21 protein-coding genes are annotated in these 26,623 nt (G+C 42.7%); 18 read left to right on the forward strand and 3 right to left on the reverse strand.

Translation table 11 applies throughout. The annotated features are described in order from the left end of the window. The first annotated feature begins 20 nt into the window (after positions 1–20). The 10 genes from IRJ18_RS16735 to IRJ18_RS16780 all read left to right on the forward strand — a co-directional run bounded on the left by IRJ18_RS16735 (position 21) and on the right by IRJ18_RS16780 (position 16,209). Positions 21–1,445 (forward strand): alpha-L-fucosidase, encoded by a 1,425-nt coding sequence (locus IRJ18_RS16735; protein ID WP_194107450.1) that lies wholly within the window; start codon positions 21–23, stop codon positions 1,443–1,445. A 53-nt stretch (positions 1,446–1,498) separates the two neighbouring features. Next, positions 1,499–3,064, forward strand: coding sequence for a glycoside hydrolase family 28 protein (locus IRJ18_RS16740; RefSeq protein WP_194107451.1), 1,566 nt, complete (start codon positions 1,499–1,501; stop codon positions 3,062–3,064). Between the two features lie 179 nt (positions 3,065–3,243). Continuing rightward, positions 3,244–3,843, forward strand: coding sequence for an RNA polymerase sigma-70 factor (locus IRJ18_RS16745; RefSeq protein ID WP_194107452.1), 600 nt, complete (start codon positions 3,244–3,246; stop codon positions 3,841–3,843). Positions 3,844–3,929: 86 nt separating this feature from the next. Continuing rightward, on the forward strand, positions 3,930–5,135 hold the full coding sequence (locus IRJ18_RS16750) for a FecR family protein (protein ID WP_194107453.1): 1,206 nt from the start codon (positions 3,930–3,932) through the stop codon (positions 5,133–5,135). A gap of 232 nt (positions 5,136–5,367) precedes the next feature. Further along, positions 5,368–8,778: a SusC/RagA family TonB-linked outer membrane protein gene (locus tag IRJ18_RS16755; RefSeq protein WP_194107454.1), complete on the forward strand. Its 3,411-nt coding sequence runs from the start codon at positions 5,368–5,370 to the stop codon at positions 8,776–8,778. Between the two features lie 12 nt (positions 8,779–8,790). Continuing rightward, positions 8,791–10,344 (forward strand): RagB/SusD family nutrient uptake outer membrane protein, encoded by a 1,554-nt coding sequence (locus tag IRJ18_RS16760; protein ID WP_194107455.1) that lies wholly within the window; start codon positions 8,791–8,793, stop codon positions 10,342–10,344. A 5-nt stretch (positions 10,345–10,349) separates the two neighbouring features. Continuing rightward, positions 10,350–11,165 (forward strand): hypothetical protein, encoded by an 816-nt coding sequence (locus tag IRJ18_RS16765; protein WP_194107456.1) that lies wholly within the window; start codon positions 10,350–10,352, stop codon positions 11,163–11,165. 10 nt (positions 11,166–11,175) lie between these two features. Beyond that, the gene (locus IRJ18_RS16770; RefSeq protein ID WP_194107457.1) at positions 11,176–11,835 is read left to right on the forward strand and encodes an outer membrane beta-barrel protein; all 660 of its coding nucleotides are present in this window, start codon (positions 11,176–11,178) and stop codon (positions 11,833–11,835) included. Between the two features lie 60 nt (positions 11,836–11,895). Beyond that, positions 11,896–13,281 (forward strand): polysaccharide lyase 6 family protein, encoded by a 1,386-nt coding sequence (locus IRJ18_RS16775; RefSeq protein ID WP_194107458.1) that lies wholly within the window; start codon positions 11,896–11,898, stop codon positions 13,279–13,281. A 21-nt stretch (positions 13,282–13,302) separates the two neighbouring features. After that, positions 13,303–16,209: an endopygalactorunase gene (locus tag IRJ18_RS16780; RefSeq protein ID WP_194107459.1), complete on the forward strand. Its 2,907-nt coding sequence runs from the start codon at positions 13,303–13,305 to the stop codon at positions 16,207–16,209. Between the two features lie 14 nt (positions 16,210–16,223). On the opposite strand, the gene IRJ18_RS16785 is transcribed toward IRJ18_RS16780, so the two are convergent. Genes IRJ18_RS16785 through fucP form a run of 3 tightly spaced genes read right to left on the reverse strand, consistent with a single transcriptional unit; the run spans position 16,224 to position 19,996 of the window. Then, complete coding sequence (locus IRJ18_RS16785) at positions 16,224–17,009, reverse strand: L-fucose dehydrogenase (RefSeq protein WP_194107460.1); 786 nt, start codon at positions 17,007–17,009, stop codon at positions 16,224–16,226. Between the two features lie 20 nt (positions 17,010–17,029). Continuing rightward, positions 17,030–18,691 carry a UxaA family hydrolase gene (locus IRJ18_RS16790; RefSeq protein ID WP_194107461.1) on the reverse strand — a complete coding sequence of 554 codons (1,662 nt, stop codon included), beginning with the start codon at positions 18,689–18,691 and terminating at the stop codon, positions 17,030–17,032. A gap of 21 nt (positions 18,692–18,712) precedes the next feature. Beyond that, entirely contained in the window at positions 18,713–19,996 is a 1,284-nt protein-coding gene (gene fucP / locus IRJ18_RS16795; protein ID WP_194107462.1) for an L-fucose:H+ symporter permease, read from the reverse strand. Between the two features lie 167 nt (positions 19,997–20,163). Here fucP and IRJ18_RS16800 point away from each other — a divergent pair, with 167 nt between their 5' ends. From IRJ18_RS16800 to IRJ18_RS16835, 8 genes are all read left to right on the forward strand, one after another. Beyond that, the gene (locus tag IRJ18_RS16800; RefSeq protein ID WP_194107463.1) at positions 20,164–21,060 is read left to right on the forward strand and encodes an AraC family transcriptional regulator; all 897 of its coding nucleotides are present in this window, start codon (positions 20,164–20,166) and stop codon (positions 21,058–21,060) included. A gap of 168 nt (positions 21,061–21,228) precedes the next feature. Further along, positions 21,229–22,074: a phosphatidylinositol-specific phospholipase C/glycerophosphodiester phosphodiesterase family protein gene (locus IRJ18_RS16805; protein WP_228072915.1), complete on the forward strand. Its 846-nt coding sequence runs from the start codon at positions 21,229–21,231 to the stop codon at positions 22,072–22,074. A gap of 95 nt (positions 22,075–22,169) precedes the next feature. After that, positions 22,170–23,138: a 23S rRNA (adenine(1618)-N(6))-methyltransferase RlmF gene (gene rlmF, locus IRJ18_RS16810; protein WP_194107465.1), complete on the forward strand. Its 969-nt coding sequence runs from the start codon at positions 22,170–22,172 to the stop codon at positions 23,136–23,138. Between the two features lie 87 nt (positions 23,139–23,225). Then, complete coding sequence (locus tag IRJ18_RS16815) at positions 23,226–23,696, forward strand: pyrophosphohydrolase domain-containing protein (RefSeq protein WP_194107466.1); 471 nt, start codon at positions 23,226–23,228, stop codon at positions 23,694–23,696. Position 23,697: 1 nt separating this feature from the next. Next, positions 23,698–24,579: a PfkB family carbohydrate kinase gene (locus IRJ18_RS16820; protein WP_194107467.1), complete on the forward strand. Its 882-nt coding sequence runs from the start codon at positions 23,698–23,700 to the stop codon at positions 24,577–24,579. A gap of 78 nt (positions 24,580–24,657) precedes the next feature. Next, positions 24,658–25,656, forward strand: coding sequence for a hypothetical protein (locus IRJ18_RS16825; protein ID WP_194107468.1), 999 nt, complete (start codon positions 24,658–24,660; stop codon positions 25,654–25,656). Between the two features lie 92 nt (positions 25,657–25,748). Further along, positions 25,749–26,129 carry a hypothetical protein gene (locus IRJ18_RS16830; protein WP_194107469.1) on the forward strand — a complete coding sequence of 127 codons (381 nt, stop codon included), beginning with the start codon at positions 25,749–25,751 and terminating at the stop codon, positions 26,127–26,129. A gap of 101 nt (positions 26,130–26,230) precedes the next feature. Beyond that, positions 26,231–26,617 carry a hypothetical protein gene (locus IRJ18_RS16835; protein WP_194107470.1) on the forward strand — a complete coding sequence of 129 codons (387 nt, stop codon included), beginning with the start codon at positions 26,231–26,233 and terminating at the stop codon, positions 26,615–26,617. Positions 26,618–26,623 lie beyond the last annotated feature (6 nt).

The following is a 26,623-nucleotide window of genomic DNA, read 5'->3' on the forward strand; positions in this document are numbered from 1 at the left end:
TAATTAAAGATATATAACAAATGAAAAAACCGATTTTATTTTTAACAGTATTAGTGCTGTTATCAAATTGCCTTATGGCACAAACGCTTACCCGCGATGAGCGCATGAAGTGGTGGCGCGAAGCCCGTTTTGGGATGTTTATTCACTGGGGAGATTATGCCCAATGGGGCGGTGTTTATAAAGGGCACGAAGTTGGTCATGGCGGCGAATGGATAATGAACCGGGCAAAAATACCTGTGGCAGAATATCAGGCAGCTGCAAAAAACTTCAATCCCGTAAACTATAACCCTGATGAATGGGTGCGGATAGCCAAGCAGGCAGGTATGAAATATATCGTGATTACTGCTAAGCATCATGATGGCTTCGCGATGTTTAAAAGCAATGCCAGCAAATGGAATATTGCAGATGCTACACCATACGGTAAAGATGTTTTAAAACCATTGGCTGCGGCTTGCAAAAAGTATGGTATTAAGCTTGGGTTCTACTATTCACAGGCGCAGGATTGGAATAACCCGGGCGGTGCTGCTGCGCGTAAAGTTGCTTCAGAAGGCTGGGCAAACCCCGATTCGGCAAAAATTGATGCTTATACTGCTGCCCACTCCGGCCATTGGGACCCTTATCAAACCAGCAAAACGATGGGAGAATATATTGATGAGGTGGCAGTACCGCAGGTAAAGGAATTGCTGACCAACTATGGTGACGTGGCGGTTTTATGGTGGGATACCCCAACCAACATGACTGACGAATATGCCAACAAATTAAACGCTTTATTGAAGTTACAACCTAATATTATTACAAATGATCGTTTAAAACGGCCTAACTTCCCCGGTGATACAAAAACGCCTGAACAAAAAATACCAAGCCTGGCTGAACTGGATGGCAAAGATTGGGAAACCTGTATGACGATGAACGGAACGTGGGGCTATAAAAGCTACGATCATAAATGGAAATCACCTGAAACATTGATCAGGAATTTAGTGGATATTGCCTCTAAAGGTGGCAATTATCTTTTAAATGTGGGGCCAAACGCCCTTGGCGAATTTCCAAAAGAAAGCGTTACGACCTTAAAGGTTATGGGCGACTGGATGAAAACTAACAGCGAGGCCATATACGCAACTAAAGCAAGCCCGCTTAAACCATTAGCCTGGGGCCGCTGTACACGTAAAGATGATGGCGATAATACCATTCTTTACCTTACGGTCTTCAATTGGCCTACTGATGGTAAGTTAATGGTTCCAGGATTGAAAAACCATGCCGTTACTGCTAAACTATTGGATGGAAATACATTGGTTAAAGCTACTAATGATGCAGATGGACTGCAGCTTACAGTGCCCGCTAAAGCCCCGGATGCTATTGCTTCGGTAATAAAAATTACGTTGAAAGGTAAAGTAGAAAACCAGTTAACCGATCAAAACGGTAAAATGAAATCAGGATCGATAGATTGATCGGTTAAACGAATAACGCAGCGATGGAGCATTTACATAGCCCAATAAATTTTATGAATACGCTAAAAGTTTATTTAACCACGCTGCTACTAATAGTAATAGGTAACGCTTATGGGTTAGATACGAATATTGAAAAATATGGTGCAATTGGCGATGGAATAACCCTTAACTCTGCTGCTATTCAACAGGCTATAGATCATTGCGCACAAACCGGCGGCGGGAAAGTTATCTTTCCCGCTGGCAGGTTTGTTTCGGGAACTATCGCTCTAAAAAGCAATGTGACGCTCAGGCTGGAAAAAGGAGCCGTTTTATTGGGCAGTACCGATGTAAACGACTATCAGAACCTGGACCCATTTACCGAGGGATTGGGTATACATGTGGGCTGGGCACTGGTAGTAGGTGTCGATCTGCAAAATATCGGGATTGAAGGTGAAGGCGTAATAGATGGGCGTGGCTCTGCGTTAAAAGCACAACAGATATTAACGGATAACCGGCCCGAAGGCCAGCGTTGGGGCAGGCGCCCTTTCTTATTACGCCTGGTACGTTGTGAACGGGTACATATCCAGGGAGTTGCCCTAAACTATTCAGCCGCATGGACCTCTCATTATTATCATTGCAAACAGGTTACCATTGAACATATTAAAATTGTCAGTCGCGGCGTTGCACATAATGATGGCATCGACATAGATGGTTGCCAGAATGTCCATATCAGCGATAGTGATATTGACAGTGGTGACGATGCGCTTTGCTTTAAAACTACTTCCAGCGACATGCCCTGCAGTGCTATTAACGTAAGCGGGCTAAAGTTGAAAAGCGGCCAGGGCGCTATAAAAATGGGGACAGAATCCATGGCCGCGTTTCAGGATATAAAGATCAGTAATTGCTATATTTATAATACCAACAATGGCGGGATAAAACTATTAACCGTAGACGGGGCGTATTTGAATAATGTCGAGATTTCGGATATCACTATGGTAAATGTTAAAACACCTATCCTCATTCGCCTGGGTTCAAGATTGAGTGTCTTCAGGAAAGACCAGGATAAGCAACAGCCAACCGGAAGGCTGGAAAATGTTATTATCCGTAACATTAAAGCACAGGCGGCCGATACGGCCCAGTTGAAACCACCTACCGGCATACTGATCACCGGGGTACCGGGATATAATATAAAGAATCTCAGATTAGAAAATATAGATATTGAACTAGCTGGCGGCGGCACCATAGCCGATTCAAAACAGGAAGTACCCGAGGCAATAGATAAATATCCTGAAGTAAAAACATTTGGGCCGTTAATACCTGCCTATGGCATTTGGGCGCGGCATGTAGAAGGCCTGCAGATAATTAATGTTCGACTTCATCTAAAAAATAATGAAGAACGACCAGCAATAATTTGCGATGATGCCAGGCAAATTACCATTACTCATTGCGCTTTTCCTCCAACAACAGGCAGCCTTGCCATTATCCAATTAAAGCATGCGGATGATGTTACAATTAATGCCAATAAAGTTGAAGGTACAGCAGGTTCATTTATTAGCATCGATAATGCTAAAAGTAAGGTAACCTATAAAGGAAACCAAGTCGTTAAGTCGTTAAAAATGATAAATTCAGCGCTAAAATAGCGCCCTCATCACTACTCAAAACAGTCGTTACATCCTCTTATATCGTGTTTTCTTTCTCGAAAAAACCGCATATTGTAAACAAAATTGGCATAATATTATGGAAAGTTGTCAATCTTGAGGCAATTTTGATGATTTTTTAAATTTATATATAAATTTAATTCACCAATTATTTATCTCATATGCTTACTGCCGACTGTTTAACTGAGCAAGAACTCTTGCAACAGGTTGCCGGAGGGAATGAACTGGCTTTCCGACAGATATTTGATGCTTATCATCATCTGTTAGGGGCGCATATTTTCCGTTTAACGGACTCTATGGAGGCGGCCGAAGAGATCGTTCAGGATGTATTTATCAAAATATGGGGTAACCGGGAAGAACTTACAGAGGTTCGTAATCTTAAGGCTTATCTTTTTATTGTTTCACGTAACCAGGCCTTAAATGCATTAAAAAAATCTTTACGCGAAAAGAAACATTATCAGAAATGGCAAACCGAGCAACAGGTTAAAGAATCCATGGATAACCCGGAACCGCTTTTTAACGATCAGTATCGCTTACTTGATCTGGCTATTAATCAATTACCCCCTCAACAACAGAAAGTTTATTTATTGAGCCGGCATGAAAGGCTTAAATATGCCGAGATTGCAATGAAAATGAATATTTCGCGCGAAACAGTTAAAAAATATCTGCAATTAGCTGTCGGTTCTATTAGTTCCTACCTCCGGGAAAACACCTATCTATTAGTTCTGCTTTCTATTTTATCTGGATTTATAAATAATTAATGGTTTTAATACCCCCTTTTATGCGGGTAACATTGTCTGATAGATATAGACCAATGTGCTATATGAATTTATAGCTTAAAATCAATATGGATAATGCCGATTTCAGGGTAACCTATTTGTTAAAACTGTATCTCCGGAAACAAGCCTCGCATGAAGAAATTGCCGAGCTGCTTGATCTATTGGAGTTATCTTCAGTAGAAGAAATCTCTGGCGTTTTAGAAGAGTATTGGGAGCAGTTGGACATATCGGCATCATTTTTTGAAACACCTAAAAGCGAAGAAATATACAAACGCATTATCCAACAGAAAAATAAACCGGCGGGTTTTAAGCCGGGTTTTTTAATGGCTTGGTTTAGTATTGCAGCCAGCATTTTATTTATAGCGGGTGGAGCATATTATTTAGTATCGCGTCATGCCCCGGTAGCAACTGCTGTACAGGCTAAAGTTGTATTGGCACATGATGCCCTGCCCGGTAGCGAGAAGGCGATATTAACCCTGGGCAATGGCGAAACTATCGATCTTGATTCGGCCAGTAAAGGTATGGTTACGCTTCGCGGCAATATACAAATTGTAAAAAAAGACGACGGACAGATAAATTATCAACCGGCTAATACGGCATTACAGAAACAAAAAATAGAAATTAATACAGTGACCACCCCCCGTGGCGGCACTTATCATATTGTTTTACCAGATGGTAGCAATGTTTGGCTAAATGCTGCCTCACAGATCAAATTCCCGACAGCATTTATAGGCCCGCAGCGCCGGATAGAGCTTAATGGGGAGGCTTATTTCGAAGTGGCAAAAAATCCGGCTATGCCTTTTATTGTAAAAGTTAATGCTGAAGAAGTAAAGGTTTTAGGTACTCATTTTAATATTATGGCCTATGATGATGAGCAATCGCTCCGAACTACTTTGCTTGAAGGGGCCGTTATGCTTACTACCAGGAACATAAGCTATACACTCCATCCTGGAAATCAGGCTGTTTTGGCTAAGGATGGAAATTTGAAAATGATTGAAAATGCCGATATCGGTGCATCCATAGCGTGGAAGGAAGGCCTCTTTCAGTTTAAAGACGAAAACATTGCAAATATATTGCGGCAGGCTGCACGCTGGTACAATCTGGATGTATCTTATCAGGGTAAGGTGCCGCTAAAACAGTTCACGGGTAAAATATCACGCAATATTAAGTTAAGCGAAATGCTGAGCATGTTTAAATATGCGGGGATTAACTTTGATATAGAAGGCAATCATATTACCGTACTTGAACCGGATAACCATAAAAATAATTACTAAACCAAAACCAATACAAAAGTCATATACCATTAACCACTTAAATCTAATTAAAATGAAAAGACAATTACGACAGAGAAGTTAGGCACACAAGTGGTATCCTTTGGATAGATGAGCTGAAAACCATCTATAGGTAAAAAAACCGGGAAGTGTTCGAGCACCACCCGGTAAGTGCCAGGGTTACCTAATTATTCCAGTGACAGAACGCTAACGTTAAACCTAACTAAACAAAAGTATGAATTTTAATACTAAGGCCATACCCAAGGCGTTGCTTTGGGTGCGACAAGTTTCGCTGGCCATAAAGTTAACCGCCATAGTTTTATTGGCGGCCTTTACGCAATTAAGCGCAAAAAGCTATAGTCAAAATGTAACCATCCATGCGAAACATTTATCTGTAGTTACATTTATTAACATCATTGAAAAGCAAACCCCGTATCATTTTTTATTTGACAAAGCTGATTTGCCTGCAGGCAACGACTTTGATATTGATGTAACCAATGCTACGGTTGATGAAACCTTAAAACAATTTTTTAAGAACCAGCCGGTTACTTATAAAATTTTTCAACAGAACATTGTGTTGAAAAAAGCAGAAAGTTTGCCAGCCAAAAATAAAGTAATAATCCAGCCTGTTAAGGGCGTTGTTACTGACAGTAAGGGTGCTACCCTGCCCGGCGTAAGTATCAAGGTAAAAGGAACGATCATTGGTGTAGTAACTGACATTGAGGGTAAATATACTATTAACGTTCCGGACGCTAACGCTATACTGGTATTCACTTACGTTGGTTTTGATTCAAAAGAAGAAGTTGTAGGCACCCGCACACAAATAAATGTTACGCTGACGGATAACGTTAGCAGCTTGAACGAAGTGGTAGTAACCGGTTATGGGGGTACTACTAAAAAAAGGGACCTTACCGGGGCCATTACCACAGTAAATGCCGCTCAGATAGCTGAACGCCAGCCGATTAACCTTTATGACGCTCTACAAGGCCAGGCAGCCGGCGTACTGATAATGAATGATAGCGGTGAACCGGGTGCCGAAGGAACCATCCAGATCCGCGGTGCTTCAACTTTTTCTACAACAGGTGGTAATACCCCATTATTTGTAATTGACGGTGTAATTTCTACCGATGCGGCAGCTATTAATCCCAATGATATTGAAACGGTGGAGATACTGAAAGATGCGGCTTCATCGTCTATTTATGGTGCCCGTGCTGCAAACGGGGTGATCCTGATCACCACCAAGCGGGGTAAAGAAGGTAAACCAAAACTTGATGTGCAAATGGCCCATGTTTTTGGAAAGATATCACATACTATTTCCCAGGCAAATTCGGCCGATCTTCGTCTGTGGCGTAAAATACAAAACCCCACCAGTAGTGGTGCAGGGGCGTCAACAGATTCGCTGAACCCGGCATATAATTCTGATAATTATTTGGAAGATATGCTGTTGGGCAATGTAGCACAAAAGAACGACGTGAAATTTAGTGTTAGCGGTGGCCAAAAAGGGTTAACATATTATGGCAGCCTTAACTACCTGGATGATAGGGGTATTGCGCTAAATACCAGTGCGAAAAGAGGTCAGTCCAGAATCAATGTTGATTTTCAGGCAACACCCAAATTAAAGTACTCGACCAGCCTGACAACTCAATGGAACAAAAGCCAGAACTGGAGCACGGGAGGATCGCTGACGCCAGTATTTGACCGGCCTAATAACCTCCGGATATACTTGCCTGACGGCTCGCTAACCAGTTATACATCCTCGAAGCGCAACCCGATAGCGAATGTGTTGCTGGAGAAAAATGAAACCCAATCCTACCGGGGCCAGTTCAATAATATATTGGATTATTACATCCTCCCAAGTTTAAAAATTACCGGTATAGGCAATGCGCAATTAGACAATTCGCAAAATATCTATTTCCAACCTCAGTTCCTGGATGACAATGGTAACGAGAACCGTGGAAAAAACGAACTGGACAAAACTATTAACTGGCAATTGCAGGCTTTCCTTAATTACAATAAAACTTTTGGTAAAAATCATAATATCACCGGTTTATTTGGCTGGAGTGCAGAGCGCAGCCGGTATGATGATTTTTATGATGAAGGCATACCAGCTTCGTTTATCAGTGAAAAGATATATGTTTTTAACGGCAGTAATATTGATATTACCAAAAGCTTTACAACCGCAAATGCCCATTCTACCCAATCTATTTTTGGCAGGGTAGGTTATAGCTATAAAGGTACTTATATCTTTTCTGGTACTTATCGCCGCGATGGTTCTTCGCGATTTGGGCCTGAAAGCAAGTGGGGCAACTTTTTCTCAGGCTCAGTGGCATGGCGTTTTACAGACGAGCCGTTCCTTAAGTTCACCAAGTCGTTTTTAGATGATGGAAAACTCAGAGCCAGTATTGGCCAGCAAGGTAACGATGGTATAGGTAACTATGAATCGGCTTCACTGATCAATTTCGACCAATCCTACAATTTAATTGGCGGTGGAACTACTGCTACAAAATTAGGTAACAGTGAAATACAGTGGGAAAATACAGTGCAGCAGGACTATGGACTTGAATTATCGTTTTTAAAAGGACGGTTGGGTTTTACTGCCGACTATTATGTTAAAGCGACTAATCACTTATTAGCCGACCGCCAGATACCCAAAGAAACCGGGTTCAGCACGGTTCGGGTTAATGTGGGCGATATTCAAAACAAAGGGATGGAATTGTCGGTGAACGGATCGCCGGTTGTTACCAGGAACTTTAAATGGAACGTAATAGGTAATATCTCCTTCCAAAGAGGAGTGGTTAAGTCTTTGTTTAACCATCAGTCATTTGTTACCTCTGATAATCGCCACTTAATACAGGAGGGCGGCAGACTTGGCGATTTTTACGGCTGGAAACAACTGGGAATTTATCGCTGGGACGCCTCTAACGCATATAGTGATAATTGGACCCGCCTGGAGCCGGTGAATGTCTCGGCAGATGGCAAAACAGCCCAATACTACACTTTGAATGGCGTAAAGTACACAGGCACCATTCATAACCTGTACGGACCGGCCGGAAAACTGGTAGGCGGCGATACAGAGTGGCAAAATGCCAACCGGGATAGTCTGATAGACGATGGGGACCGTCAGATAATAGGGAATGCTACTCCCAAGTATTTTCTGGGATTAGGCAATACATTTACTTATAAAAGCATTTCGTTTTCGTTTAATATAAACGCCACCGTTGGCGGGCAGGTATATAATGCTTTTTCAGAAAACCTATCCACCTTCGGCTCATCCAATGGTACCGCATTTCCTTTAGCCATTTATACAGCATGGAGGAAACAGGGTGACATTGCATTATATCCATATTTCCCATATAAAGATACCCATGGTGACCAGAAGAAAGGGAATAACAGCTTTTACCTGGAGGATGCCACTTTCATCAGACTGGCCAGCATGCGTATCAATTGGAGTGTACCGCTCAAAACAATCAGCAAAATTGGCTTCAAAGGGCTGAACGCCTATGTGTACGGTATCAACCTGCTCACATTTACAGATTATACCGGGTTTGATCCTGAATTTTCTTCGGATGTATTATCGCCGGGGGTTGATGGCGGGCGTTATCCAAAACGACGCGAGTTTGGCTTAGGTTTAAATATTACATTATAAATGCTATAAATAATGAAAAAAGTAATTACATGTCTCACTTGCATAATAGTATTATTATGTAGCTGTAGTAAATCATTTCTGGAAGAAGAGCCCCTGGCTTCGGTTAGCGTGGCCCAGTTTTATCAGTCAGCCAAAGACATCACAGCAGCCATGTCAGGAATGTACGGTTCATTCCAGCAGAACATGATGGGCGAAAAGCAATTTTATAACCGGATGACCTATTGGGGTGAAGCCCGCTCTGATAATTATGAGCGCGGCGGAAACTCGGGTAATAAGGAGAACGAAATGCAATTAAACAGCCTGACAGCAAGTAACGATTGGGCGGACTGGACCCCGTTGTACCGCACAATTGGTTTGGCTAACCTGCTTATCAAATATATTCCGCAAGCAGCGCAGTTAGAAACAAATAAGGCTTTGGTTACGCCTGCCATCAACAACAATAATATGGCACAGGCTTATGCCATGCGCGCTGTTTGTTATTTCTATATAGTTAGGAATTGGGGCGACGCAGTGATCAGGACAGAGCCGTATCAGGACATTACACGTGAAGCTGCCAGCCCACGTTCACCTAAAAATGACGTATTCGATAAGGTTATCATACCCGACCTGCTTCAAGCTTATAGCCTGATCGACAAATCCAGTAATACTACCTGGTATATTAGCGAAGGTGCTATCTGCGCTACATTGGTAGATGTTTATATGTGGCGCAAAGATTATCCAAATGCGATAAAATGGTTCCAAAACCTGGCTAAGGCAAAAAGCCCTACCGGCAAGGTTTATGGTGCCACAGCCATTACCGATTTGCAGCCCCAGGCTACGTGGAATGCTATGTTTACCAGCCCTACTACCAGTATAGAAACCATATGGAACATTAATTGGGATTTCTCTACCAATGCTTGTGCCTGCATGGCCGGGGTGTCAACTTCGCCAAATAATACACCCATCATTATCGATTTAGGGATCTTTACCAACTGGCCACTCACCAACCCTACAGATATCAGGGTAAAAGCCACTTTTGATATTAACAAAAAAGAGCGTGACAGAATGTGGAAATATTATGTGGGTACTTATGGCCCTCCGGGGGCCGGGGGTGTAACAGGTACCTATACCGTTGCGGCTGCGGCTATGGCAACTACAGTTAATGTTTACCCGGTTATGTACCGTTTGGGCGACCAATATTTACTTTATGCCGAAGCCCTCAATAAAACTGGTGACAAGGTCAATTCCCTTAAATATTTAAACTTTATCCGCAATCGGGCCGGTTTACCATCTTATTTGGCAACAGACCCAGCGGTAGCCACCCCCGACTTGCTGGAGGACGTAATTATCCAGGAAAGGCAATGGGAGTTATTCGGCGAAGGGAAAAGGTGGTTCGATCTTGTTCGTACCGATCACGTAATTAAAATTATGGATCCGGTAGTAAAAAGAAGACAAATTTTGGCAGGTATCGATCCGGCAAGTGCGACCGGCTGGGGGACTGATTTGAGAAAATACCTTTGGCCGCTCCATCGCAATGTATTGAATTCAAACAAATTATTGGTTCAAAATCCACCCTATTCAGATTAATTATCATGAAGAACTTTAAAAATATAATAGCAGGTTTGCTGACGTTGTTAACAGCAGCCTGGTCACTCTCGGGTTGCTCCCTGTTTAATAAAAATGCCCAGGAGGATTATGATTATCAGAAATTTATACTTGATGATCATATCCATATGACCGCCTGGGCCTACCTTAAATTGCGGGCAAACGGTACTGCAGCAAATCCCGGGGATACTATATTCCGCTACATGAAAAAAGCGATCGATTATTCGGGCATCGACACAGCCGAGTACATGAAAAGTGACCGGACCTACATTTTTTTGCATAATGATGCTATAAAAAAATTGACGTCGAATAAGGTAACTTCCGGTTTTTTCTTTGACTACCCTATAGTAACTGCTTTAGATCCGTCTACCGGGCTTCCTAAAACTACCGTTCCGGCAACACAGTGGGACCAATATTCCAAACAAACTGTAAAGGCTTATTTGCAATATCTGATCATTAACGGAAACTGGAACTTCAATAATCTGCAACCCGGCCCCAATATACTTACTACGCTGCTTCCGGCCGGGAGTGTGGCTACCAGGGAATCCAAATTGGGCTTTTTGGTCACTCCGGCCACAGTTCCGGGAACTACAGATGGTAAAACCACTATAGCCGCAACATATACCTTCAGTGTAACCGGAACCGGTTTCGACCCGGAAGGCAAGATCAATATACAACTGGGCAATACTGCCGATTCAAAGCTTTTTATTAATGGCTTTAATGTGGTAAGGTCTTCAGGCTATTATGCTGATAACAACAGTTCGATACATGTATGGGGTACTACCGTAACCCCAACCAGATAAAATTAAACAGATGAAAAAATATATAGTACTTTTTGTTTTCCTGGCTTGTTGCCAATGGCTAATGGCCCAGGACGTAAGTTATACAATACAGGGTGGCGCTAACTTGCCTTCCATCAACCCCGCTGCCCCGCAAAGCGGTGGGGGTGGTTCAGAAGCGCATCTTACCTTTCAGTTTGGAGGACTGGTAGATATTGCATTTAAACAAGTTAGCCTTGAAACCGGATTGCTATTAAATGGTAAAGGTAACCGTTCAACTACTACAGAGTATCTAACCTCCAACGGCAACCCCGTGCCCTATAGCTTAACACACCTTACCAGTATTACTTACCTGGAATTGCCTGTTAACCTGTTTTACCATAAAAGTTATAAAGCCGGAGTTTTTTATGCTGGTGGCGGCCCATATATTGCACGCGCAATATGGGGTTCTTTCTTAAGCAAAAGCAGAATTAACACTTATTACAATCGTTTCACAACAACTAATATGGATTTTGGAAGCGGCGACGATCAAATCAGACCGATGGATTACGGCCTTAACTTTGCAGCCGGATTAAAAATGCCATGTGGTGTCAAGCTTGGACTAAACTATGGCCTGGGCTTAAACAACCTGGCAACAGGCTTAAGTTCCAAAAACCGTGTTGGTAGTTTAGTGGTTGGTTATCAGTTTAAATAGCTCCTCCTTACTTTGAAGAATTAAGATTATCATTAAATATAAAACGTAAATGCCCCTTGTATGATCAGATTATTTAATATTCTTGTTGTTTTTATCCTGTTTTCGGCCAATAACCTCCTGGCTTCCGATATTATCGTTAACTCTGTCGCCGGGCTTCAATCGGCTATTGATAAGGCTGCACCAGGCACCGTAATTAAACTGGCCGATGGGGTGTACAAAACATCAGAGGATATTACAATCAGCGCAAAAGGTACATCGGGGCTGCCCATTACTATTATGGCACTTCATCGGGGCAAGTCGGAAATTACCGGTACCGGAGGCTTTAGTTTAAAAAAGCCAGCTGCATATATTATTATCAGCGGGTTTAGGTTTACGCATTTGGCATCAAAAGCAAAAACAGGGCCTGGTACCAGTTATTGTCGTTTCACGCAGAATATTTTCGAGACACCCGGTGATGGCGAGGATTTAACAGTTGCCGGGAGTGATCAGGAAATCGATCATAATACGTTTCAAAATAAGAATGCCATGGGCCGTTTTATAGCTATACGCGGCGAAGGAAAGCAAATTGCCGAGCGCCTTCATATTCACCATAATTATTTTAACAATGCTATCAGTCAAGGCGGGAAAAATGGTGCCGAGGCCTTCCAGTTTGGGTTAAGCGGCTTCAGTTTGTCCAGCAGTAACAGCGTGGTAGAATACAACCTGTTTGAGCACTGCGCGGGCGAGAATGAACTGATATCGGTGAAAGCATCTGCAGTAACCCTGCGTTATAATACCATCAGGAATTGTCCCGCGCAATTTACTTTGAGGCATGGTAACAAAAGCCTGGTTTATGGAAATTATTTCTTTAATACGCCCGGCCTGCGCATATTTGGAGACGATCATCTGATATTCAGCAATTACTTTGAAGGTTGCAGCGATGCCATTGTGATAGGTAACGGCGATGGCGAAGTTGCTGACGGCGCTCAATTGACCGCACATGATCGCCCGGACCGTATAGTAATTGCTTTTAATACCCTTATCAATAATAAATCAAATATTATCCAAACCAGCCGGCAAAATGGCATGGGTGCTTCTTATGTTACAATAAGTAATAATATCATTCAGGGAGGTGGGTCAGCCGCTGCATTATCGGGGCCTTATACCAACTTCACCTGGCAGGGGAATATCATTTATAAGGTAAAGGATGCAGGGAACATGCCGGTTGAAGGTTTTCAGATGATAGATCCGCAATTGAGTAAGTCGGCCGATGGCTTATATAGGCCACAGAGCGGCAGCCCGGTAATTGACCGGGCTGCCGGCTCTTATGCGGCCCTAAAATATGATATGGATGGACAGTTACGAACAGCACCTTTTGACATTGGCGCCGATGAAGTGAACGAGGGAGCTAAAAAATTAGCGGCACCCTTAAATCCAGCCGATGTTGGAGCTGATCCGGTGAAGTAAATTGTTCTGATTATTTGTCGTATGAAAAAACTCTTGATCCTCAACTTTTTGGGGCTTATTTACTTTGTGGTAACAGGCTTGGACAACTGCTACGGACAAGTAGGGAATTCAGACACTGAAATAACGTACGGTAAAAGCGCGCCCAATATCAGCAGGATTACTAAAGATACATTAGTAATCAGTTCAGGCAGCACCTATGCTTATACAGTTGATACCCCTGAAGGTGAAGGCCTTGTTGCTACATCAGTCACTGCGAAAGATCTGTTCCGGCAAATTAGTTCAAAGGGCGCCTTACAACATTACCTGGTTACCGACGCAGATGGGAAAGTAAAAAAAGACGAAAAAATAAAGAGCGGCGACCGTTTAATAGTAACTACTAAAAACAATATGGCCAAAAGGGTTTATTATATTTTAGTTCAGCCTGGTGCGCTTGCCGGACGGTTAATCCTTATGGACTCAACCCTCACCGTTAATGCTACGCGTAACCTGACTATTAATTATTCGGCTGGGCAACGCAGTCCCGACGCAACCGTATCATTTTATTTACCCGCCGGGATCGTGATAACGAGGGAGAACACTACCGTGAATATCATTGGCCGTGGTGCAGTCAAATTAAGTGAGCTGGCTTCGCAGTCAATTGGCCGGACAGGCAGCAAATATAGCTATAAAAAGGTGGGCGAAGCCGAGTTAACCACCACTGATGGCAACCCGGTACTGATATTAAAGCATTTGGATCTGAGGCCTGATAATGGGATCGATATTCAGGTTACCATTAGTAACGTATCACTAAAAAAAACCGGGACTTACCAGTTTAAAGCGATTTGCAATGTATCTAAACCGGAAAAATTAACAAGTCCGGGAACCGGTAACGAAACCACCACACTAACTGTTACTAATAACATATCCGGCTTTAAACGGATACCGTTAAACGATATTCAATATAAAGAAACCCCTGAAACATATATCACGGCAAAGTTTAAATGGGATATCAAAAAAAATGCAGTCCCTGTAACAATGTTGCAATCGCTGGATAAGGGTAAAAGCTGGTCGGTAGCAAAAGCGGCAATTGATTTGAAAACAGCGACCGCAACCGTTGCAAATTTAAAACCCAGCCTGTTATATATGTTCAGGCTTGTGGAAACTGGTTTGAATAGAAGATCCAATACAACCATGTTCTTCACAGGTAAAATGGATGTTAAGCAATTGGGGGTAAGTGGAAAGGAAGGCGAAGATCAAACTGATAAAATAAACGAAGCTATTAATTATATGCATAATATGGGCGGAGGTACCCTGCTGTTTTCTAAAGGCACTTATCCTGTCCGTACCATCCATTTGCAAAGCAATGTGTATTTATATGTTGGTGATGACGCTGAAATTAAGGCACTAAAAGGCGGGGATGCGCCTGAGACTACCTGGTTTAGCGACCTGAAATACCGCTCGGGCTTATCACCAACAGACAATGGCCCTTATGCCGACCCTGAAAATTACATGACCAAACAGGATGTTGGGCATCATTACTTTAAAAACGCCATGTTTTTTGGGGAAAGAATAGATAATGTTAAGATAATAGGCACCGGACTGGTTACCGGCGATGGGAACCTGGTGAATAGCGATGGGGTAATGAAAAATGCACCGGATAACCGATGCGATAAAATGTTCTCGTTAAAGCTGTGTACGAACCTGGAAATAGGTGGTATCGACCATCCCCAGGATTTGTGGTATGATGAACCGGCAAATGAACCATACTATATACAAAAAGACGGTAAAAAGTTTTTTGACACCAGCCATATGCTTAAAATAGAGCGGGGCGGACACTTTGCTTTATTAGCAACAGGCACCGACGGGATTAATGTGCATGACACTTATTTTGGTAAAACTAACCGTAATAATGTGCGTGATATATATGATTTTATGGAGTGCAACCATGTAATGGCAACCAATATATTTTCAAGGATCAGTTCAGATGATGTAATTAAGCCCGGGTCCGACTGTTCTTTAGGCTTTACGCGGCCGGTAAGCGACTATCGTGTTCGTAATATTATTGGCGATACCAATTGCAACCTGATCCAGATCGGTTCGGAAACAGCAGACGACATTAAAGATGTTTATGTAGATAATGTATACGTTTTGGGGGCTAACAAAGCTGGATTTTCTATTTCAACCAACGATGGCGCGCACGTAAGTAATGTTCATTTAAATAGTGGTAAAACCGGCACAATCCATTCCCGGTCTAAAATGTACCGGGCAACTACCCCGGTGTTTATATCCATATCTAACAGAGGACGTATTATTGGCGCCGAAGCGGGTCGTTATTCCTTTATGGAAAACGGGAAACAACACGATGAGTTATTGATCAAAAACGTTAACATCGGGCAGGTAGATAACATTAGTTTAAAGGGTATAGATATTTATGAAGTTTATGCTGGTAGCGCTTATAACAGTAAAATTTGGAAACCTTACGATGGTTCTCAGCGCCGTTTAAGCCCAATTATTGCCGGTTATAAATTACCATATCCCGGTCAGGTAACCGGCGGGTTGGATTTTCATCTTCCTGATGGCAGGTCAACAGGGTATATCAGTAAAGTGACATTTGATGATGTGAACGTGCTTGTAAAAGGTGGTAACCCTGCCAGCGATACTTTGAATGTTCCGGATGAGTTAAGTGTGGGGAAATACAATGCAGCCGATCTTAAGGTGCAACCTTCTTACGGTATATGGGCCCGGCATGTAAAAGGGTTAACCGTAACAAACAGCAGTTTTAATTACGAAAAAACAGACAACCGCTACCCGGTTTTCCTGGAAGATGTGCTTAGCGCTATCTTCCGTAATGTCACCCTGGTAAAGCCTGCTGATAATATCCCGGCAATAAAACTTAAAGGATCATCTGATATCCGTATGGACAATATGATTTATTTGCCTACGCATTAATATTCACAAGCCGCTTAACCGAGCAACGCCCTGTCCAGATGGACATAACCGCCATCAACATGAATAAGCTGCCCTGTAGTGTGACTGGATTGCTCAGAGAGAAGGAAAGCGGTCATTGCGGCAATTTCCTCGCCTGTTGTCATCCTGTTCTCAAGCGGGATACGCGCAGTAATCTCTTTTAATTTTTCCTCCGGATCGGACAGCGTCGTTATCCAGTTTGCATACTGTGGTGTCCAGCACTCGGCAACTACTATAGCGTTTACCCTGATGCGGTATTTCAGTAATTCTACGGCCCATTCGCGGGTAAGCGCATTTCGCCCGCCATTGGCAGCTGCATAGCCTGATGTATTGCCCTGGCCTGTTTCCGCCGTCTTCGAACTGATATTCACAATCGGGCCTCGTGTCTTTTTTAGTTCAGGCAAGGCATAATGGGCTAACAAGTAATAATGCACCAGGCTATTGTGTAACGATGCTATAAACTTTTCATAATTTCCATTCTCCAGGCCTACCCCATCATTCAACCCGGCATTATTAACCAGCCCTTCAATTCTGCCATAAGCTGTAATCACATCCTGCACAGCAACACGGCATGCTTCCGGATCGTTAAGCTCGGCTACAATTTGGGAAGCTTGCCCTCCGTTGTCGGCAATCTCCTGAACTAATTTTAAGTTGTCATCTTTGCGCCGGCCAATAATTACAGGAATTGCACCCTCGGCAGCTAAAAATTTAGCAATAGCGGCGCCAATACCCTTGGCCCCACCTGAAACAATAATTACTTTATTTTGCAGACTTAAGTTCATGGTTTTCGCTTCTTGTTGGTTTATAACGAAACATCCCGTTTCCAGGGAATAAAATCATCTTGCCCTAAACGCACGGCTTTAGGTTGCTGGTAGCCACTTGCTACTGTAATTACAAAATCCAGTAACCGTTCTGCCGCCTGCGTAATGGTTTCCGTTCCGTCAATGATAGTACCGCAGTTGACATCAATAATGTCAGGCATCTTTTCAGACAATTTAGTATTACTTGATACCTTGATGACCGGGGCGACCGGGTTGCCGGTAGGCGTTCCCAACCCGGTAGTGAATAAAACAATATTAGCGCCTGCGGCAACTTCAGCTGTAGTACTTTCTACATCGCTGCCGGGTGTACAAAGTAAGTTTAGCCCGGATGTGGTTACCTTTTCCGGATAATCCAGCACTGCTACAACAGGAGATGTGCCCGCTTTTTTTGCGGCCCCGGCCGATTTGATAGCGTCTGTGATCAAGCCATCCTTGATGTTTCCCGGTGAAGGATTGGCATGAAACCCCGAACCAACGGCCTTTGCCCGTGCATTGTACGAGGTCATAAGCTCCATAAACTTCAGGGCTGTCTGCTCGTTTTGACACCGGTTGCTTAATTCCTGCTCCACACCGCACAGTTCGGGAAACTCAGCTAAAATTACTGAACCGCCAAGCGATACCACCATATCCGATAGTACACCCAATGTTGGGTTGGCTGAGATACCCGAAAACCCATCCGAACCACCACACTCCAAACCAATACACAAACGGGACAGGGGCGCGGGTTCCCGTTTGCAGTTATTCGCTTCTACCAAACCGGCAAATGTCCGTTTTAAAGCTTCCTGTAACAGTTTTTTTTCTGTGCCTATCTCCTGCTGCTCCAGCACAACCAGTGGTTTTTGAAAATTAGCATCACGCTTCTCTATCTCTTTTAATAAAATAGATGCCTGTGCATGCTGGCAGCCTAAACTTAATACTGTTGCACCCGCTACATTGGGATGCGTAATATAGCCAGCCAACAGGCCGCAAAGCGCATTAGAGTCGGCGCGTGTGCCCCCGCAACCCAAATCGTGGGTCAAAAATTTGATGCCGTCGATATTAGGGAAAAGCCTTTCTGTAACACTTTCATCGGCGGATACATCAAGGTCGGCAGCTAACAGCTCACTTACCGTTTGACCGGCCTTATACATTTTTACTAATTTTGTAACTTCGGCAGTATAGCCGCGCGGCTTGCTAAAGCCTAACTGATCGTTCAACGCCTCCCTTAATACCTGCACGTTCCGGTTTTCACAGAAAACAAGGGGTATTATCAGCCAGTAATTAGCGGTACCCACCGATCCGTCAGCGCGATGATAACCCATAAAGGTTTGCCCGCTAAACTGGTCTACATTCGGTTTTACCCATTGTGTTTGCCGGCCGCTTAATTTAAAATCGCTGGCTGCGTGGTAAATGTTATCGACAGAGATCAGCGAGCCCTGGCTAATCGGCTTACTGGCACGGCCTACCAATACCCCATACATTTTAATTTCGCTCTCGGTAGCCAGATCGTCGATAGTGAATTTATGTTTAGCCGCTATACGGTCTTTAAGCAGAATCTCTTTACCTGCATGCCTGATAATCGTTCCCACCGGTAAATCTGTCAATGCGACCAATACGTTGTCTGCCGGATGGATGTGCAGATAGTTGGCTGTTTTATTTTCCATTTTATTATTTTCCTTTTGCGTTTATAATGTTTGCTCTAAACGCAGAGCTGATCTGACCTGATGACCTTTTATACCGTAAATAAATATGATAACAAAACACAGCAAAGGCACAATATAGGCTAATTGGATGCTGCCGGTATGGTCAGAAATAAATCCCATTAACAAAGGCGACAGCGCGCCGCCAATAATTGCCATTACCAGAAAAGAAGCGGCGATTTTAGTTTCGGCAGCCAAACCATTGATGCCAAGTGCAAAAATAGTTGGGTACATGATAGACATAAAAAAGGGCACTGCTATTACCGCGTAAAGCGCTATTGTTCCGGTGGTGCTAACAGCTATTATGAGTAGTATGATATTAATTAATGCATAAACACTTAATAAACGCTGAGGGGAGATGAACCGCATTAAGAAAGTGCCTAAAAAACGGCCTGCCATAAACCCAACCATCGCAATTGCCCCCCACAGAAACGCTGCTTCTTTCTCATCAATGGCAGCTACAAATTTGGCATAACGGATAAAAAAGCTACCGACGCCTACCTGCGCACCTACATAAAAGAATTGAGCAATAACTGCCCACTTTAAATGGGCATGACGAAGTACTTTAATAGAAAAATTTGTAGCGGGGGCATGACTGTTCGTGTCATCGGCATCTCCCGGGTTAACTTCAGGAATACGTGCGAATAAGAAAATGATGGTTAGCAGCAGTACGGCTACACCTATAATCAGGTAAGGGGTTTTTACGGTAGAAGCTTCAGACAAAAGATAGTTATTCAATTGCGCAGGAGACATGCTATTCAATTCCCGGGCAGAATGTTCAACGCCCGAAAGGATAAACCGACCACCTATCAGCGGAGCTATAAACGACCCAAGGCCATTAAATGATTGTGCAAAATTGAGCCGTTGCGCGGCGGTTTTACGATCGCCGAGGGCTGCGATATATGGATTAGCGGCAGTTTCCAGAAAGGTAGCGCCACTGGCTATAATGAACAACGCGAATAGAAAAAAAGTGTAGCTGCGCGCGTTGGCGGCAGGCAAGAAAAGCAAAGCCCCGAGTGCATAAAAAACAAGTCCTGCGATAATAGCTTTTTTAAAACCGAATTTGTGCATAAAAAAACCGGCAGGTACCGCTATCAGGAAATAAGCAAGGTAAACTGAGAAATCGATAAGCGCGGATTGCATATCGCTTAACTGACAGGCTTTTTTAAGGTGCGGGATGAGTATAGGGTTAATGTTATGTAAAAAGGCCCACAAAAAGAACAGGGAAGTAACAAGGATGAAGGCAAAAAAATAGATGGTTCGGTTCATATAATACGTGAAATTTGAATCAGTCGTTCGGATATGATTGGTATACAAATAAAGCAGTTATTGAAACTCCAAAAGTTGACGTTTTTACCTAATTAGTAAGCTATTTTGTACTTGATGTTGATTTTTTGGTTAACTTGTTGCTAATTTTGTTTATTTTCCCAATAAATATGAAGCCGCAACTTTTAAAAGTTTCAAAGGACCTTACTTATTCTTTCAGCGCACGACGGGATACCATGCCGGATATTAATAACCGATGGCATTATCATCCCGAGATTGAACTGATATTTTTTAAGCAAGGGAGCGGTACACAATTTATTGGCGATAATATAAGCCGCTTTCAATCGGGCGACTTAATGATCATTGGTGCCGATCTGCCGCATTATTGGAAATTTGACGACTGCTATTTTGAGGCCCCGGACGAACAACAGGTTGATGTTTGTGTAGTACATTTCACCGAAAATTTTTGGGGAGATGTATTTCTAAATATGCCGGAGAATAAGGAGATAAAAAGGTTATTGGAGGCAGCACGGTTGGGTATCAAAATGACTGGCCCCTCACGGAAAGCGATAGGTGATGTGGTGGAAAATATAATTGCCGGTGAAGGTGCGCGGAAACTTATTTTGTTACTGGAAGTTTTACATACCATTAGTAATTACGGCAACCATTCTACTATAGCCTCGGTAGGTTTTAAGCATAATTTTGACAGGCAGGAAAAAGATAAGATCAACGCGATATACAATTACTCTATCACGCATTTCAAAAAAACCATATCACTAAGCGAAATAGCTGCGGTAGCCAATGTCAGTCCCCATACATTTTGCCGGTATTTTAAATCAAAAAGCCGTAGGACCTATTCTTACTTTTTAAAAGAAATACGTATTGGCCATGCTTGTAAGTTATTAATAGAAGACAAGCTGAACATAAAAGAAATATGCTTTGAAAGTGGTTTTAATAACCTGGCCAGTTTTCACAAAGCATTTAAAGAAATAACACGTAAAACGCCACTGAGTTACCAGAAGAGTTATACGCAAGGCTCGGATATTCCTTTAAAAAAGGTTGGATAAGCAATAACTTAAATATGTTTCAATGCACCTGGTTATAGATACGCTTTACAGCTATAACTGAACCGTCCCTTTCATGTTAAGTGTCTAATTGTAAAAAACTTCATGTAAAATTCACATTACATGAAGATATAAATATTACATTTGTTTAAACCCTAATTAATTGTGCTTATGGCAAAGTATTGCTTCAGGCTGTGTAAACTATTTTTTTTAATTTTTCTCCTGGCAACAGGGTTACAAACCCGGGCGCAAACAATTTCTCTGTTAAATGCCTTCGCCCATAACGATTACTCGCACAAGCACCCATTATTTGATGCATTGAATAACGGCTATAACCATGTTGAAGCCGATGTTTATTTATGGCACGGTAAACTTATTGTAACCCATATCCTGCCTATTTTGCATCATAAAAAAGAACTGGAACAATTATACTTTCAGCCGCTGGAAGCTTGTGTTAATAACGAAAGCGCAGAAACGAGCGCGCCGGCCTACCCTATTACATTGATGATAGATATTAAATCGGGCGCCGATGGCACTTATCGCAAACTGGAGGAGTTGTTGGATAAATACAAATCCATTATCTCGGGGTACGAAAACGGCAAATTTGTACAGCGGAAAATAACCGTGGTAATTAGTGGTCATAAGCCCGAAAAATTACTAAAAGCCGAAGGCACTCGCCTGGCATTTATTGACGCTGATTTAATGAGGGCGCGCCAGGATACGCTTGCAACAAATGTTTACCAGATGGCCAGTTGCAAATATTCTAAACTGATAAAGTGGAACGGTAAAGGCCAATTCCCCGAAGCACAACGCCAGCGTTTATGCGCTTATGTGCGCATGGCACATCAATACGGTGAAAAAGTGAGACTATGGAAATCTCCTGACAATAATTCCGTATGGAAAGAGCTGTTAAGTTGCGGTGTCGATCTGATCAATACTGATAAACTGGTTAAGCTGAAAAACTTCTTACTATTTAATAATAAGGGCGACGCTCCGTCAGCTAATACCGCTTTGTAGTTTTAAAAATTAAACAAAAAGCCTTTGCATATACAATAGCAAAGGCTTTTGTTATTTATAATGCCGACCTTTGCCGCTTATCAGCATCATAAGTAATGTCTACTGATCCAAAACAAAAACCGGCAACCAAAGAAAACCTGCACCCCCGTAATTCGCACAGAACAGGATACGATTTCAAATTGCTTTGCAAAGCCAGTCCGGAGCTAAAACACTTTGTTGGCCCAAACCAGTTTGGCGACGAATCGATAGATTTTAGCAACCCGGCGGCGGTAAAAGCCCTGAACAAAGCACTTTTAAAATACTATTATGGTGTAGAAGGCTGGGAGATCCCTGAAGGGTACCTTTGCCCTCCCATACCTGGCCGGGCCGATTATCTGCATTATGTGGCTGACATGCTCAGCGAACTAAACGGTGGCAAAATCCCACGCGGCAAAAAAATAAATGTATTGGATATTGGCATGGGCGCTAATTGTGTTTATCCCTTAATTGGCAGTGCAGTTTACGATTGGCGTTTTGTAGGTACCGATATCGATCCGCAGGCAATCCGCTCGGCAAAGGATATCATATCGCACAACCCTAAATTTCAGAATAACATTGTGTTGCGTTTGCAAACCAACAAGGCCAATATTTTCAAAGGCATTATAAAGGATGGCGAAGGCTTTGATATTACCATGTGCAACCCTCCTTTCCATGCCTCGTTACAGGAAGCGCAAATATCTACCGCTACCAAATGGAAAAAACTTGGCGTTGAAAAACAAACTGCCGCGCTAAATTTTGGCGGGCAAAAAACTGAACTATGGTGCCCCGGTGGCGAGGTAGGTTTTATTCGCCGCATGGTAGAACAAAGCGAGCTTGTAGCGAAACAATGTTTATGGTTTACCAGCCTGGTATCTAAAAAAGATACCTTGCCCATTATTTATAAAGCACTGCATGGCTACAAAGCGCTTGAAGTTAAAACCATTACCATGATGCATGGGCAAAAAACAAGCCGCATTATTGCCTGGACGTTTTTAACACCCGCAGAACAACAGCAATGGAAAAAGGATTTTTGGGATAAGGATTAACGATTAGTATCACCCGGATGTGGGTAATTTTTGATTGCGGCAGCCAAACTATTTTTCTAATTTAAGCCCATTAAAATAACAGCTGCAATGGAAGAACCACAAGCATTAAACTCGGTAGCCGAATTTCACAGAACGTTTAAACACCCTATACAGGAGCAGCCTAAAATGCCCACCAAAGAGCGTGCTGCATTGAGGGTTTCCCTGCTGGCCGAAGAATTGAAAGAACTACAGCAAGCCATTGATGACAACGATATGATTGAAGTAGCCGATGCCCTGTGCGATCTGCAATATGTATTATCGGGTGCCATACTGGAGTTTGGTTTGGGTGAGAAATTTAAGGCCTTATTTGATGAGGTACACCGGTCTAACATGAGCAAAGCCTGCAAAACCGTTGAGGAAGCACACCAAACCATTGCCCATTATTTAGCCAAAGACAACGTTGAAGCCCATTATAAGGAGCTGGACGGCTTGTTCCTGGTTTATCGCACAGCTGATAATAAAACCTTAAAATCCATTGCTTATTCTCCGGCAGGGATCAAGGCGATGATGGAAGAATAGGATGCCCGGATACGACATTTGTTGCATAGGCCACATCACATCTGATAAAGTAGTTACTAATCAATCGGTAATGTACATGCCGGGCGGCACAGCCTATTATTTTTCGTGCGCGTTAAGCAAATTTCCGATAAAATACCTGCTGGCTACAGCGCTGGCCCCCGCCGAGATACATTATGTAGAAATGCTTCGCGAGAAAGGCGTTGAAGTAATGGTTCAGCCCAGCGCAAAAACCGTGTTTTTCGAAAACATCTATGGGGAAAATCAGGATGAACGCACCCAAAATGTATTGGCCATTGCCGATAACTTCAATACCCAACAATTTAGTGATACGGAAGCGCAGATATTTCATTTGGGACCGTTACTTGCTAACGACATTTCTATCGACCTGATAAAATTACTGGCCACTAAAGGCCGGGTTAGTTTAGATGTTCAAGGCTATCTGCGCCGGGTTGAGGACCAGAAGGTGTACCCTACTGACTGGCCGGGGAGAAAGGATGCGCTGCAATACATCGATATTTTAAAAGCTGATGTTGCCGAATTGAAAGCGCTGACCGGATTAAGCGGCGTACGGGATGGTGTGATGGAAATAGCGGACTGGGGTGTAAAAGAGATAGTGATAACTAATGGCAGCCAGGGATCAACTATATGGCATGCCGGTGTATTTTATGATATCCCTGCTTTTTCCCCGGAAATAACAATAGACGCCACTGGTTGCGGCGATACCTACATGGCTGGTTATTTATACCAGCGTATAAAAGGTGCAGATATACAACAATCGGGCAGGTTTGCCGCTGCAATGGCGGGCTTAAAAACAGCTAACGCGGGTGCCTTCCAGGGCACTGTTGCCGAGGTGCAGGCATTTTTAGAAGCAGGCCGAAATTAATAGTATTGTATAGACTGTTATCGCTAAATTATTTTTATAATAGCGTAATTGTTTACCAGCCTTTACACATCCCAAATTATGCACATTAAACCGGCCCTAGCTATTATTAAACAGTTTGTTTTATTATGTTTTCTGTTCATTCTGCAAAGCTGTAATCCACACAAACGGGGTATATGGATAGATGAGCAGATAGAATCGAGCGTGCGCGATGATAAACATGCGCTTAATACCACTATGTTGGCTAACTTGAAAGCGAACGAGTTTAAGGCGCTGCAGTTTCTGATGTCGAAAGAAATGATGGAGAACCCCGAAATGATAAGGCGGGTAGAGCATCTGAGTAATGACATGAAAACTGATAGCTTTAGTTTGCTGCACGAATATTTTGTAGTTAGCAAACCTGGTACCGATATTAACCTAAAAGGAAAAGACCAGGGCGGCAATAATTATGATATTCATTTTGTAAGTACTACCCGTGAGATGTACCTGGCATTTTTTACGCCCAAAGGCAGCTTAAATCAGCAACTGATAAGCGCGGTTTATTGCAAGTTTGATTACGGCTGGAAATTGAACGGTCTGGATAGCAGTCCATATATTATTAACGGTAAAACCGCTGCCGAGTTATATAACCAGGCTGTAGAACATTATAACAAAGGTTATTTGATTGATGCCTACAATCTGATAACAGAATCGAGCCAATGCGCGGTACCATGCGAAGGCTGGGAATATAGCAAAAGCATGGCTATGAATATTTTCCACGGCAAGATATTGCAAGAGTGCAATACCAAATATAAATTCCCTTACACCATTGCTAAGGTAGCAACCCACCCGCAAATATTTTGGATGGGCATTCAGAAAAACAATGAAGGGCAGTTTCCCCTTATCTATTACAGATCGTCGATTAAACTAACAGATACTGTAGCCCTGAAAAAAGAGAACGACGAGATAAAAAAAGAAATTGGGAACGTGATGCCCGGAATAAATACAGATAAAAAATATGTTTTTTATTCTGCTTTTAACTTGCGCCCAGCACCTAACAAAACGGTAGATCATTTTGATATGACTGATAAATTGCAGTGATTTTCACTCCTCTCCTTTAGCGTGAGGCAAGATATAGCCCTTATAGTAGTTAAACTATTATTTCCATTTCCCTATATTTCATATCTTTAGCTATGCTTACGCGATTAAAATTTATTGGCTTGGCCGGTTTGCTTATAGTAGGCCTGGCCTGTAAAAAAAACGACACGTCTACCGCCCTGACCGGCAAAATAATTATTGCCCGCTGTGGTACGATAGTTATACAAATTGATGGCGCGGCCGGCAATGGCGGCGGTACAGCATGGACTAACGCGGGCGCAACCTACACCAATGCGGCCACTATTGGCAACTATTGCTATTTATCCGGATTAGGTATTAAGGCTGGCGACAATGTTTCGTTTAAGGTGGTAAAAGAAAACCCTCAGCCTAATGCAAGTTGCATTACAGAATATTGCCTTGCTTCAGGACCATCTGCGCGTATTTATGTGACGGATGTGGTAAAAACAGGCCCCTGATTGGCCATGACTTAAAGATTTGGGGGAGTGGCTTTACACTTAAACTGAGTGTAGCATTTTAAGATAATATCCCGTAATACCTGTTATTAAAACCTTTTATTATGGCTGCAAAGTTTTTAATTATTGCATTGATATGCTTGAGTATGATGGGTATCTCCTGTAAAAAAGCAACAAATTCAACTACCACTTACCGGGCTAAAGTTGTTTATAAGGATTGCGGGTATTTTATTTTTGATGTAGAGGGCAACAACGGCATTGGCACCAGGTGGTCGGCAAACCGCCAGGACAATTACTATAATAATGCGGTTGATATACGCGATTATTGTTATTTAGTTGATAAAAATGTAAAAGTGGGTAATACTGTTGAATTCACTATAACACAGCAACAAACAGCAGTTAGCTCTAACTGTCCTTTTCCCGAGTGCTTTGCTTATTTAGGTACCGGTAAAAGTATTTATATTAATGATGTCGTGATCGTAAACCCTTAAGGGTTC

The organism is Mucilaginibacter boryungensis, from assembly GCF_015221995.1.
Classification (GTDB): Bacteria; Bacteroidota; Bacteroidia; order Sphingobacteriales; family Sphingobacteriaceae; genus Mucilaginibacter; species Mucilaginibacter boryungensis.